A 12,030-nucleotide genomic window follows, 5' to 3' on the forward strand; every position below is an offset into this window, starting at 1 on the left:
GTTCGGTGCTCTCGGATCGTAACGGACAGCATATGTCCTAGAATAACGTAGGAAAAGTGATATCTGGGCAGGGTGCTGGGGTTCTGAGTGATTGAATCCTTTCCGGTGCTGAGGCACAACAGGTCGAAGTGTTTTAAGGTGGTTGCGTGATAGAGCTCGAAAATGTGGCCTACAGCTATGGCGGGGGCGAATTGCTGTCCGACATCACGCTGAAACTCGCCCCTGGATCGTTTCATTTCCTCACCGGCCCCTCGGGCGCGGGCAAGACCACCTTGATGAAGCTCTGCTACGGGGCCTTGCTGCCCACGGCGGGACATCTGCGGATTTTCGGGACCGATGTGCGCGGGCTGGGCCGCGACGACATCGCGCTGATGCGTCGCCGGGTTGGCGTGGTGCATCAGGACGTGAAATTCCTCGACCATCTGCCGTTGACCGAGAATATCGCGCTGCCGCTAAATGTCTCTGGCCGTCAGGCCGAGGCGGGGGGCACCGATCTGGAAGAGTTGATGTCATGGGTCGGGCTTACCAACCGCGCCGACGCCCTGCCGCCTGAGCTGTCGGGCGGGGAGCGACAGCGGGCAGCACTGGCGCGCGCGGTGATCATGTCGCCGGATGTGATCTTGGCGGATGAGCCAACGGGCAACATCGATTGGGAGATGTCGCAGCGGTTGCTTCGCCTGTTGATCGAGTTGAACCGCATGGGCAAGACCGTGTTGATCGCCACCCATGATCTTGGCCTGATCCGCGCCACCAAGGCGCATGTGCAGGCCCGGGTGCTGCGCATCGCCAACCGGCGCATTCAATTGGCGGGGGCGGATTTGTGAAGCGGTTCGACATCGGCGCCCTGCGCGCGATTTTCAAAGGCGACAGGCAGGCAGACCGCGTGGTGCCGCCCTCGGGGTTCACCGCGCAGCTGACCTTGTTTGCGGCGGGCGCAATGGCGTTTTTGGCGGTCTTTGCTTTGGCGCTGTCGCTCGCTTCGGGCCGCTTGGCGCAGGTTTGGGGGCAGGAGTTGGCGCAGTCGGCGACGGTGCGCATCGTGGCACCGCTGGATCAACGCGCCGCGCAGACCGAGGCCGCGTTAAAAGTGTTGCAGACGACCAAGGGCGTTGCCTCGGCCCGCGCGCTGACGGATGCCGAACAGGAAGAACTGCTTGCCCCATGGTTTGGCCCTGAACTGGCGATGGAGAGCCTGCCGGTGCCGCGCTTGATCGAAGTGGTTGAGGAAGGCGAGGGGCTGGACCCGGTGGGCCTGCGCCTGCGTCTCTCTGCCGAAGTGCCGGGTGCCGTGCTGGACGATCACAGCCGCTGGCGCGCGCCGCTGGTTGCCGCGGCAAGCCGGTTGCGGCTGCTTGGCTGGATCTCGACCCTGCTGATTGGGGCGGCGGTGGCGGCCATGGTGACGCTGGCCGCGCAGGCGGCATTGGCCGCCAATGCGCAGGTGATCGCGGTGCTGCGCTTGGTGGGGGCGACTGACGACTATATCGCCCGTGCCTTTATCCGCCGTTTTACCCTGCGTGCGCTTTTGGGTTCGGCGGCGGGCACGGTGCTGGGCATGGTGGCCATCATCTTGTTGCCCGATGCCGGGGAGGCGGGCGGCTTTTTGACCGGCTTGGGCTTTCGCGGCTGGCATTGGGCGGTGCCGCTTATGGTGCCGATCTTGGTCGGGGCGGTGGCTTTTGCCGCCACCGGGGCAGCCGCGCGGCGCACATTGAGGGAACTGACATGAAGCTGCTGCAATGGATCCGGTCGATCGTCTATATCGTTCAGGTGACCGTGGCCATGCCGGTGATCGGGCTGGCCTTCGCCCCATGGGCGATGTTCTCAAAACGTGGGGCCTATGCCGCCTGTAAGGCCTATGCTGGATGGGCCATGTGGTCGGCCCGCTGGCTGATCGGTCTGCGCTGCGAGGTGCGTGGCACGGTGCCGGAGGGTGAGGTTCTGGTGGCGGCAAAGCACCAGTCGTTCCTTGATATCATCATGATCTTCCACGCACTGCCGCGCGCGAAATTTATCATGAAACGCGAGGTGCTCTGGACCCCGGTGATCGGGCAATACACCAAGCGGATGCAGATGATCGCCGTGAACCGTGGCAAGCGCGGGCAGGCGATTACGCAGATGATGGCCGACGTGAACGCCGGTCGAGTGGAGCCAGGGCAGATCGTGATCTACTCCCAAGGCACCCGGGTCGCACCGGGTCTGAGCGCGCCTTACAAGGTTGGCACGGCAGTGCTTTACGATCAACTGGGGCAGGTCTGCGTGCCGGTGGCGACCAACGCGGGCCACTTCTGGCCGCGTCGGGGGTTGTACCGCCGTCCGGGCTTGGCTGTGGTGGAGTTCCTCGCGCCAATTGAGCCGGGGTTGGACAAACGCGCCTTTATGGCGCGGTTGGAGCAGGAAGTAGAGAGCCACTCGGATGCGCTGCTGCGCGAGGCGGGGTGGCGGCCGGCTGAAGGGGCGTAGGCCCGGTTAAGCGATCTCCTTTCAAAAGGTCCCGCCCGGTGGTACGCTGGGCAGCGTCATGCCAAAGGCACGCCTCCGGCATGACCCGCCCCCCTGGGACGACGCTTTCAGCACCACCCCGCGAGCCGGCGCTACCCTTCGCGTTTGTTCGGCACGCCGAGTAGGCCGCCGTAGCAGTGCTACGCGGGATGCGAAGATTGTCTCTCTAGGAAGCCGTTAAAGTGGCGGCGCCGCCGTTGGGAGGTGGAAAGAGCAGGCGTCACTCTGCATGTCTCTACGCATCGACATGACCCCGAGGGGCCTCGTCTTCCGTGAATGTCGCGACGTAGAGGGTTGTAGGGCAGGGGCGTAAAGACCGGGTTGTCTGAGCGTGCGTCCTACGCGCAACGAAAAAGGGCGGACCTTTGGCCCGCCCCAGTCGCTTACATGTGGATCGGCCCGTCACCGCAGGCCAGTGCGGCTTCGCGCACGGCTTCTGAGTAGGTCGGGTGCGCGTGGCAGGTCATGGCCAGATCCTGCGCCGAGGCGCCGAACTCCATCGCCACGCAGACCTCGTGGATCAGATCGCCCGCGCCGGGGCCGATGATGTGGCAGCCGAGGATGCGGTCGGTTTCCTTGTCCGCGATCAGCTTGACGAAACCGTCACCGGCAAAGACCGCCTTGGCCCGCGCGTTGCCCATGAAGGAGAACTTTCCGACTTTGTACTCGCGGCCCGCTTCCTTGAGCGTCGCTTCGGTCTCGCCGACGCTGGCGATTTCCGGATGGGTGTAGATCACGCCCGGGATCACGCCGTAGTTCACATGGCCATGTTTACCAGCGATCACCTCGGCTGCGGCCATGCCCTCGTCCTCGGCTTTGTGCGCCAGCATCGGGCCTTCGATCACGTCACCGATGGCGTAGACGCCTTTGACGGAGGTTTCCCAATGCTCGTTCACGGCGATCTGGCCGCGCTCGGTCATCTTGATGCCAAGATCGTCCAGTCCCATGCCTTTGACAACGGGTTTGCGGCCTGTGGCGACGAGCACGGTGTCGGCCTCGATCTCATGTTCGCTGTCGTCCTTGCGCAGCTTGTAGCTGACCTTGGCCTTGCCCTTGGCGACTTCGGTCTTCTGCACGGCGGCGCCCATGACGAAGTTGATGCCTTGTTTTTTCAGCATGCGCTGGAAGGTTTTCTGCACCTCGGGGTCCATGCCCGGAGTGATCGCATCAAGGAATTCAACGACGGTGATCTCGGTCCCCAGACGCGCGTAAACGCTGCCCAGTTCCAGCCCGATGACGCCCGCGCCGATCACGACCATCTTTTTGGGGATCTTGCCCAGCTCCAGCGCACCGGTGGAGGTGACGACGGTTTTCTCGTCGACTTCGACGCCCGGCAGGGAGGCCGCTTCGGAGCCGGAAGCGATGATGATGTTCTTGGCCTCATGGACCTCATCACCGACCTTGACCTTGCCCGCCTCGGGGATCGAACCCCAACCTTTGAGCCAGTCGATCTTGTTCTTTTTGAACAGGAATTCGATGCCCTTGGTGTTGGTCTCGATGGTCTTGTCCTTGTAGGTCAGCATCTGCTTCCAATCGACGGAAGGTGCTTTGCCTTTGAGGCCCATCTCGTCAAAATTATGCTCGGCCTCATGCAGCATATGCGTGGCGTGCAGCAGCGCCTTGGAGGGGATGCAGCCGACGTTGAGGCAGGTGCCGCCGAGCGTTTCGCGGCCCTCTACACAGGCAGTTTTTAGGCCCAGTTGCGCGCAACGGATGGCGGCGACATAGCCGCCGGGGCCGGAGCCGATCACGATGACATCATAGCTCGACATGGGGGGTCTCCTTAGCAGTCGGGTGTTACAGGCAAGGTAGGAGGCGCGGTTTTCAGGTGCAAGCGCCGCTGCCTGCGGGTGTTGGGGAAAGGGTTAAATAAGGGCCGCCAGCAGCATCAACATGGTTGCGGCAAAGCCCACGACCCAAATGAGTGAGCGGTGCGGGCGCAGGCCGAGTGCATAGGCGGGAACATAGAGGATACGCGCGATCAGATAGACCCAAGCGCAGGCGGCAGTGAAGGCGGTGTTCTGCGCCGACATCTGCACCACGCCCACGGCGATGCCGAACAGGATCAGCCCCTCGAAGTGGTTGTCCAGCGCGCGGCCCAGACGGGCAGTGCGGTCCGACAGCTTGCGGCTCGGCTCGCGGTCGCGGGCCGACATGGTGTAGCCGGGGCCGATCTCGCGGTTGGCGGGCACGGCGTAGAGCACGAATTGCAGCCCTTGCAGCAGGGCCGCAAGGGTCAGGACGGTCAGCTCAACGCTCATGCGGATTTCACGAAATAGGCGGTGGAGCCGGTCACGGTGCCCTTGTCGTCGCTGCTCAGCGCGTTGGAGCGGGCGAGCCAGTCGTCGGCCTTCTTACGGTCGTTCACATCAAGCAAGACGGAAGCCTTGCTGTTGCTGTCGGCGTGTTTCCAAATTTGCAGCACCGAAAGCCCCGCATTGCGCCGTGCTTCGGCATCGGCGTCAAAGGCGTCTTTCCAAGCGGCGAAGTCGGTAACGTCGAAGTGGCAGATCATCTGCATGGGAATGCCTTTCAAAGCGCGTGGAAATAGAGAACGGCGGTGGCGGCGTAGCCTGCGAGCCATGCCAGCGTGCGGATCGTCGGCACGCCAAGGCCGTAGACGATGACGTAGATGATGCGTGCGAGCAGGAAGACCTGCGCGGCCAGCAGCGTGGCGCTGTTGTTGCGGCCCATGATCTCGATCAGCAGCACGGCAGGCGCAAAAAGCGCCATGGCCACAACGGAGTTATCGACCGCGCGGCCCAGACGGGCGGTCATGCCGGTGGTGGTCCGCGTCTCATCGCGTGAGGACATCAGGTAGCCCATCGACAACTGCCGGGTGGCGCCCAGCACTTGCAGCAGGATCGTCAGCATGACCAGAAGGCCATAGGCGGCGAGGAGGGTTGTTTCGGTCATGGTCTGTGTCCTTTCACTTTGTGGGAAAATCCACGGGTCCACAGGTAGATAGGGCGGGGGTTGCCCCCCGCCCATCATATCACAGATCCATCAACAGACGGCGCGGATCTTCGAGCATCTCTTTGACGCGGACGAGGAAGGTCACCGCGCCCTTGCCATCGATGATCCGGTGGTCGTAGCTGAGCGAGATATACATCATCGGACGGATGACCACTTCGCCGTTGATCGCCATTGGGCGGTCTTGGATCTTCGCCATGCCGAGGATGCCGGACTGTGGCGGGTTCAGGATAGGTGCGGTCATCAGCGAGCCGTAGACGCCACCGTTGGAGATGGTGAAAGTGCCGCCGGTCATGTCACCCATGGTCAGCTTGCCGTCACGGGCCTTTTTGCCCATGGCGTTCACGGCCTTTTCGATCTCGGCAAAGGACATTGCGTCGGCGTCTTTGATCACCGGCACCACAAGGCCCGTGGGCGTGCCTGCGGCGACACCCATGTGGACGTAGTTCTTGTAGATGATGTCGGTGCCGTCGATCTCGGCGTTGACCTCGGGGATTTCCTTCAGCGCGTGGCAGCAGGCCTTGGTGAAGAACGACATGAAGCCCATGCGGACGCCGTGTTTCTTTTCGAAATCAGCCTTGTAGGTGTTTCGCAGCGCCATGACCTCGGTCATGTCGACCTCGTTGAAGGTGGTCAGGATCGCGGCGGTGTTCTGGGCCTCTTTCAAACGGCGCGCCATGGTCTGCTTGAGGCGCGTCATCTTGACGCGCTCTTCGCGCGACGCATCGTCAGGGGCGGAAGCGGGGCGCGGTGCGGCGGGTTTGGCCTCGGCCTTGGGCGCGGCAGAGGTGCCAGCGGCCACGGCTTTGGCCACGTCTTCCTTCATCACGCGGCCATCGCGGCCCGAGCCTGTGACCTGATCGCGGCTGATGCCCGCTTCGGCCATCGCCTTTTTGGCGGAAGGCGCGTCTTCGACGTCTTTCCCATCGGCGGTTTTGGTCTCAGGCGCGGCACCGGCACCGGATTTCGCGTCTTCGCCCTTGGGGGCCGCAGCGCCCGCGCCAGTGGTCAGAACGGCCAGCGTGGCTGAGGCTTCAACCGTGCTGCCTTCTTCGGCAAAGATTTCGGCCAAGACACCAGCGGCGGGTGCAGGGACTTCGACGCTGACTTTGTCGGTCTCCAACTCGCAGAGCATCTCATCGGCTTCGACCTTGTCGCCGACCTTTTTGAACCAAGTGCTTACGGTCGCTTCGGTCACGGACTCGCCCAAAGTAGGCACCTGCACGTCGATGCTTTCGCCTTCGCGGGCGGCGACTTCGGCGGCGCCTGCGTCGATGGCTTTGGGCGCATCGCCGCCTCGGTCGGACTGGGAGGCGGCATCGGGGTCTTCTGCGGCTTCTTTGGCTTTGGGCGCGGCGGCAGAGCCGCTGTCGCCTTCGCTGACGTTCGCCAGGAGGGCATCGACGCCCACGGTGTCGCCTTCTTGGGCCACGATTTCGCTAAGGGTGCCTGCAACGGGGCTGGGCACTTCGACGGTGACCTTATCGGTTTCCAACTCGCAGAGCATTTCATCCACCGCGACGGTATCGCCGGGTTTCTTGAACCATGTGGCAACGGTGGCTTCGGTGACGGATTCGCCCAACGTTGGGACGCGTACTTCGCTTGTCATGGTTTAGTTTCCTTTGATGGTCAGCGCCTCGTCGACGAGGGCGGCTTGTTGTGCTTTGTGCTGGCTGGCCAGACCCGTGGCGGGCGAGGCCGAGGTGGCGCGGCCCACATAGGAGGCGCGGCCGTGTTTCGCGTCGATGCGGCCCAGAACCCATTCGATGTTGGGCTCGATGAAGGACCATGCACCTTGGTTCTTGGGCTCTTCCTGACACCAGATCATCTCGGCCCCTTTGAAACGCTCCAACTCTCTGACCGCGGATTGCGCGGGGAAGGGGTAGAACTGTTCGAACCGCAGGATGTAGACATCGTCGATGCCACGGGCGTCACGCTCTTCCAATAGGTCGTAATAGACCTTGCCCGAGCACATGACCACGCGCTTGATTTTGTCATCCGCGACCAATTTGGTGTCGGAGTTACCTTTTTGCGCGTCATCCCAGAGCACCCGGTGGAAGCTCGACCCGGTGGTGAATTCATCGGCCTTGCTGACCGCGAGCTTGTGGCGGAGGAGCGACTTGGGTGTCATCAACATCAGCGGCTTGCGGTAGCTGCGGTGCAACTGACGGCGCAGGATATGGAAGTAGTTGGCGGGCGTCGTGCAGTTCGCCACGATCCAGTTGTCGCCGCCGCACATGGTCAGGAAACGCTCCAGACGGGCAGAGGAGTGCTCTGGCCCCTGACCCTCATAGCCATGCGGCATCAGGCAGACGAGGCCGGACATGCGCAGCCATTTGCTTTCACCGCTTGAGATGAACTGGTCGAACATGATCTGCGCGCCGTTGGCGAAGTCACCAAACTGCGCTTCCCAGAGCGTCAGCGCATTCGGCTCGGCCAGCGAGTAGCCATATTCAAAGCCCAGCACCGCGTATTCGCTGAGCATGGAGTCGATGACTTCATACTCGGCCTGACCCTCGCGGATGTGGTTCAGCGGGTAGTAGCGGTCTTCGTTGTCTTGGTTCACGAAGGCGGAGTGACGCTGGCTGAAGGTGCCGCGCGTGCTGTCCTGACCCGAGAGGCGCACTTTGTAGCCTTCGGTCAGCAAGGAACCAAAGGCCATCGCCTCAGCCGTCGCCCAGTCAAAGCCCTCACCCGTCTCGAACATCTGCTTTTTCGCTTCGAGCAGACGACCAATGGTCTTGTGCAGCGGGAATTTGTCCGGCGCGGTGGTGATCGCCTTGCCGACGTCTTGCAGGGTTTCGGGCGCGATGGCCGTCTTGCCACGCTGGTAGGACTTCTTCTTTTTGTCCATGCCGGACCACTTGCCGTCCAGCCAGTCGGCCTTGTTCGGGCGGTAGTCCTTACCGGCCTCGAACTCATCGTTAAGCTGGTTCTGGAAGGCGGTCTTCATGTCCTCGATCTCACCCTCGGGGATCAGACCGTCCGCCACCAGACGCTGGGTATAGAGGCTCAGCGTGGTTTTCTGTTTTTTGACGCTCTTGTACATCACCGGGTTGGTGAACATCGGCTCGTCGCCTTCGTTGTGACCGAAGCGGCGGTAGCAGAAGATGTCGATGACCACGTCCTTGTGGAACTTCTGGCGGAATTCGGTGGCCACACGGGCGGCGTGGACGACCGCTTCGGGATCGTCGCCATTGACGTGGAAGATGGGTGCTTCGACCACCAGTGCGTTGTCGGTGGGATAGGGCGAGGAGCGCGAGAAATGCGGCGCGGTGGTGAAACCGATCTGGTTGTTCACCACGATATGCATGGTGCCGCCGGTCTTGTGGCCCTTGAGGCCCGAAAGCGCGAAACATTCCGCCACAACGCCTTGACCCGCAAAGGCCGCATCACCGTGTAGCAGGATCGGCATGACGGCGGTGCGGTCCTCGTCGTTCAGCTGGTCCTGCTTGGCGCGGACCTTACCCAAAACCACAGGGTTCACCGCTTCGAGGTGGGAGGGGTTCGCGGTCAGCGACAGGTGAACCGAATTGCCGTCAAACTCACGGTCTGACGAGGCGCCGAGGTGGTATTTCACATCGCCCGAGCCATCCACATCGTCAGGCTTAAAGCTGCCGCCTTGGAATTCGTTGAAGATCGCCCGGTAGGGCTTTTGCATCACATTGGCCAGCACCGAGAGGCGGCCCCGGTGCGGCATGCCGATAACGATGTCCTTGACGCCCAACTGGCCCCCGCGTTTGATGATCTGCTCCATCGCGGGAACAAGGCTTTCGCCGCCATCAAGACCGAAGCGTTTGGTGCCCATGTATTTGACGTGAAGGAACTTCTCAAAGCCTTCGGCTTCGACCAGTTTGCTCAGGATCGCCTTGCGGCCTTCCTTGGTAAAGGCGATTTCCTTGCCGTAGCCTTCGATCCGCTCTTTCAACCAACCGGCCTGCTCGGGGTCAGAGATATGCATGTATTGCAGCGCAAAGGTGCCACAGTAAGTCGAGCGAACGATGCCGACGATCTGTTTCATCGTCGCGACTTCGAGGCCCAGCACATTATCGATAAAGATCGGGCGGTCCATGTCGGCATCGGTGAAACCGTAGGATTTCGGGTCAAGCTCGGGCTGGTTGCCCATGTCGCGCATGCCCAAGGGGTCGAGTTGCGCGGCGAGGTGCCCGCGGATGCGGTACGCGCGGATCAGCATGAGCGCGCGGATGCTGTCGAGCACGGCGGCGCGGATTTGGTCATCCGAGACGGCAACGCCCTTTTCCTCGGCCTTCTTCTTGATCTTGTCGCCGGCGGCTTTCGCCTCGGTCGGTTCGGGCCAGACGCCGGTCAGCGCGCCCATCACCTCGCTTTGGGGGGCGGGGGGCCAATCGGGCCGCGCCCAAGAGGGGCCAGCGGCCTCGGCCTGTGCGGTTTCGGCGTCATCGCCCATCGCCGCAAAAAACGTCTGCCATGCCTCGTCGACCGTGTTGGGGTCGCTGGCATAGCGGGCGTACATCGCCTCAAGATATTCCGCGTTTTCGCCTTCCATGAAGGAAGAGGCGTGGAACTGTTCGTTGGCGGGTTGGTCGGTCATTGGGTCACCTTTGTTCGGCGGGGCAGACGGGACGGGGTCAGAATCAGGGTCGGTCTATAGTCAGGCCCGGGGCGGGGGGCCATAGGTATTGAAGGCGGGGTCACAAGGTCAGCCAAGGCCGCCGGTTCGGGCGTTTGCCCAAGGGCCAGCGCCACGCGGGGGCGGGAGGGAGTGAGCGCGGTCTGAATGTGCATCTTACCCTCCTTCGCAAGCGGGCGGCGCCGGGTGGTTCTTTTCAAGACCCCGCAAAACGTAGTGCTTTGCAGAGTGGGTCAATGGGCGGGCCAAGGCCCGCCCGGCGGGCATCAGCCCTTGTCGATCGCTTCTTTGACCGCTTCGCCCAGTGTCGCTGGGCTGTCGGCCACAACGATACCGGCTTCTTTCATCGCTTCGATCTTGCTCTCCGCGTCGCCTTTGCCACCGGCGACAATCGCGCCTGCGTGGCCCATGCGGCGGCCGGGAGGGGCCGTGCGGCCTGCGATGAAGCCAGCGGTGGGCTTCCAGCGGCCTTTCTTCTTCTCATCGGCGAGGAACTGTGCCGCTTCCTCTTCGGCGGAGCCGCCGATTTCACCGATCATGATGATCGACTGTGTTTCGGGGTCGGCAAGGAACATCTCCAGCACGTCGATATGCTCGGTCCCTTTGATCGGGTCGCCGCCGATGCCGACGGCGGAGGACTGGCCGAGGCCCATGTCGGTGGTCTGCTTGACCGCCTCATAGGTCAGCGTGCCCGAGCGCGATACAACGCCAACCGAGCCGCGGCGGTGGATGTGGCCCGGCATGATGCCGATTTTGCAGGCGTCGGGCGTGATAACGCCGGGGCAGTTCGGGCCGATGAGGCGCGACTTGGAACCTTCAAGCGCGCGAGCGACGCGGGCCATGTCCAGAACCGGGATGCCTTCGGTGATGCAGACGATCAGCTCCATCTCGGCGTCGATCGCCTCAAGGATCGAGTCGGCGGCGAAGGGGGGCGGCACGTAGATCACGGAGGCGTTCGCCTCGGTCACATGCTTGGCTTCGTGCACGGAGTTAAACACGGGCAGGTCGAGATGCGTCTGACCGCCTTTGCCGGGTGTGACGCCGCCAACCATCTTGGTGCCATAGGCGATGGCCTGTTCGGTGTGGAACGTCCCCTGCGAGCCGGTCAGACCCTGACAGATGACTTTGGTGTTTTCGTTGACTAGTACGGCCATGATTTCTTCCTTGGTCGGTGATATTTAATCCCGGGGACGGGCCCCGGGGGCGTCAGACGCGGTGCGCCCGGTTGGTGGGATGCGCCGTGGCAGGCGAAGGGCCGGGCCACAGCAGGATGGCGGCGAGGAACATGACCGGGATGCCAAGCTCCCCGATCTCCTCGACGACGAAAGCGGTGCGTTCGGCATCGGCGGAAATCTCGATCCCCAAGGGGGCGAGTTTGCGCGCGATGCCGTCGAGCAGTTTGTAAGAGACGGTGAAACCAATCCCCAGCAGGACGGCCCCCGCCCAAGCGCGGCCGCGAAACAGGGCCGTGAGATAGGGACGGGCGTGACGCCAGAGCATGAGGAAAATCGCGGTGACGATCGACGCAAGGATCAGGGCGGCGATCAGCCGTTCGGTCAGCGGGACGCCCTCACCAGTATATTGCCGGGCTTTGAAGAGCCCGCGGGTGAAGAGGCTTTTGTCGAGGTCCAATTCGCGCGCGGCCATGACCGCCAGCACCAGCGACAGATACCAGACCCGCAGCACCGCGCCGCGCAACGTCCAAACCAGCGCCACAATGCAGAGCAGGTAGCCCACGACCGAAAGGTTTTCGTAAAAACCGCCTTCGGCCAGCAGGGTGGTTTGCGTGGCGACCGGGAGGGCGTTCACGACCACCATCTGCACGGCAAAAGCCACGATAAGGGCGAGGATCAGCCACCAGCCGGCGCGAAAGGAGGAAAGCGCCCGCGTCATAGGACCACCTTTAGCGGGGCGCGGTCGCGCTTGGCCGCTTGGGGGGTAAG

Annotated in this window: 11 protein-coding genes; 3 read left to right on the top strand and 8 right to left on the bottom strand. The window is 62.8% G+C overall.

Annotated elements, in window-relative coordinates:
* The first annotated feature begins 146 nt into the window (after window positions 1-146).
* From O4H31_RS05795 to O4H31_RS05805, 3 genes are read left to right on the top strand one after another with little or no spacing between them, the layout of a single operon-like run.
* Window positions 147-824, top strand: coding sequence for a cell division ATP-binding protein FtsE (locus O4H31_RS05795; RefSeq protein ID WP_067942215.1), 678 nt, complete (start codon window positions 147-149; stop codon window positions 822-824).
* Window positions 821-1,729 carry a cell division protein FtsX gene (locus O4H31_RS05800; protein ID WP_269343700.1) on the top strand — a complete coding sequence of 303 codons (909 nt, stop codon included), beginning with the start codon at window positions 821-823 and terminating at the stop codon, window positions 1,727-1,729. The genes O4H31_RS05795 and O4H31_RS05800 overlap by 4 nt, the downstream gene beginning before the upstream one ends.
* Window positions 1,726-2,463, top strand: coding sequence for a lysophospholipid acyltransferase family protein (locus O4H31_RS05805; RefSeq protein ID WP_269343702.1), 738 nt, complete (start codon window positions 1,726-1,728; stop codon window positions 2,461-2,463). The genes O4H31_RS05800 and O4H31_RS05805 overlap by 4 nt, the downstream gene beginning before the upstream one ends.
* Window positions 2,464-2,885: 422 nt before the next feature.
* Here O4H31_RS05805 and lpdA read toward each other — a convergent pair whose 3' ends face one another.
* The 8 genes from lpdA to O4H31_RS05845 all read right to left on the bottom strand — a co-directional run bounded on the left by lpdA (window position 2,886) and on the right by O4H31_RS05845 (window position 11,980).
* Window positions 2,886-4,274, bottom strand: a complete 1,389-nt coding sequence (gene lpdA, locus O4H31_RS05810) for a dihydrolipoyl dehydrogenase (protein WP_269343704.1) — start codon at window positions 4,272-4,274, stop codon at window positions 2,886-2,888.
* 93 nt (window positions 4,275-4,367) lie between these two features.
* Window positions 4,368-4,763 (bottom strand): MAPEG family protein, encoded by a 396-nt coding sequence (locus O4H31_RS05815; RefSeq protein ID WP_269343706.1) that lies wholly within the window; start codon window positions 4,761-4,763, stop codon window positions 4,368-4,370.
* Window positions 4,760-5,023, bottom strand: coding sequence for a hypothetical protein (locus O4H31_RS05820; protein WP_269343708.1), 264 nt, complete (start codon window positions 5,021-5,023; stop codon window positions 4,760-4,762). The genes O4H31_RS05815 and O4H31_RS05820 overlap by 4 nt, the downstream gene beginning before the upstream one ends.
* Before the next feature lie 11 nt (window positions 5,024-5,034).
* Window positions 5,035-5,418, bottom strand: a complete 384-nt coding sequence (locus tag O4H31_RS05825) for an MAPEG family protein (RefSeq protein WP_269343710.1) — start codon at window positions 5,416-5,418, stop codon at window positions 5,035-5,037.
* A 79-nt stretch (window positions 5,419-5,497) separates the two neighbouring features.
* Window positions 5,498-7,084, bottom strand: a complete 1,587-nt coding sequence (gene odhB / locus O4H31_RS05830) for a 2-oxoglutarate dehydrogenase complex dihydrolipoyllysine-residue succinyltransferase (RefSeq protein ID WP_269343712.1) — start codon at window positions 7,082-7,084, stop codon at window positions 5,498-5,500.
* A gap of 3 nt (window positions 7,085-7,087) precedes the next feature.
* Window positions 7,088-10,048 carry a 2-oxoglutarate dehydrogenase E1 component gene (locus O4H31_RS05835; protein WP_269343714.1) on the bottom strand — a complete coding sequence of 987 codons (2,961 nt, stop codon included), beginning with the start codon at window positions 10,046-10,048 and terminating at the stop codon, window positions 7,088-7,090.
* Between the two features lie 305 nt (window positions 10,049-10,353).
* Window positions 10,354-11,241: a succinate--CoA ligase subunit alpha gene (sucD, locus tag O4H31_RS05840; RefSeq protein ID WP_067630488.1), complete on the bottom strand. Its 888-nt coding sequence runs from the start codon at window positions 11,239-11,241 to the stop codon at window positions 10,354-10,356.
* A gap of 52 nt (window positions 11,242-11,293) precedes the next feature.
* On the bottom strand, window positions 11,294-11,980 hold the full coding sequence (locus O4H31_RS05845) for a hypothetical protein (protein WP_269343720.1): 687 nt from the start codon (window positions 11,978-11,980) through the stop codon (window positions 11,294-11,296).
* Between the last annotated feature and the right edge of the window lie 50 nt (window positions 11,981-12,030).

The organism is Sulfitobacter dubius, assembly GCF_027214245.1.
GTDB classification, from domain to species: domain Bacteria; phylum Pseudomonadota; class Alphaproteobacteria; order Rhodobacterales; family Rhodobacteraceae; genus Sulfitobacter; species Sulfitobacter dubius_A.

What these genes read in the sequence shown, in the direction of transcription:
- O4H31_RS05805 (WP_269343702.1), top strand. Translation starts at nt 1,726, where the DNA reads ATGAAGCTGCTGCAATGGATCCGGTCGATCGTCTATATCGTTCAGGTG.
- lpdA (WP_269343704.1), bottom strand. Translation starts at nt 4,274, where the DNA reads ATGTCGAGCTATGATGTCATCGTGATCGGCTCCGGCCCCGGCGGCTAT.
- O4H31_RS05815 (WP_269343706.1), bottom strand. Translation starts at nt 4,763, where the DNA reads ATGAGCGTTGAGCTGACCGTCCTGACCCTTGCGGCCCTGCTGCAAGGG.
- O4H31_RS05820 (WP_269343708.1), bottom strand. Translation starts at nt 5,023, where the DNA reads ATGCAGATGATCTGCCACTTCGACGTTACCGACTTCGCCGCTTGGAAA.
- O4H31_RS05825 (WP_269343710.1), bottom strand. Translation starts at nt 5,418, where the DNA reads ATGACCGAAACAACCCTCCTCGCCGCCTATGGCCTTCTGGTCATGCTG.
- odhB (WP_269343712.1), bottom strand. Translation starts at nt 7,084, where the DNA reads ATGACAAGCGAAGTACGCGTCCCAACGTTGGGCGAATCCGTCACCGAA.
- O4H31_RS05835 (WP_269343714.1), bottom strand. Translation starts at nt 10,048, where the DNA reads ATGACCGACCAACCCGCCAACGAACAGTTCCACGCCTCTTCCTTCATG.
- sucD (WP_067630488.1), bottom strand. Translation starts at nt 11,241, where the DNA reads ATGGCCGTACTAGTCAACGAAAACACCAAAGTCATCTGTCAGGGTCTG.
- O4H31_RS05845 (WP_269343720.1), bottom strand. Translation starts at nt 11,980, where the DNA reads ATGACGCGGGCGCTTTCCTCCTTTCGCGCCGGCTGGTGGCTGATCCTC.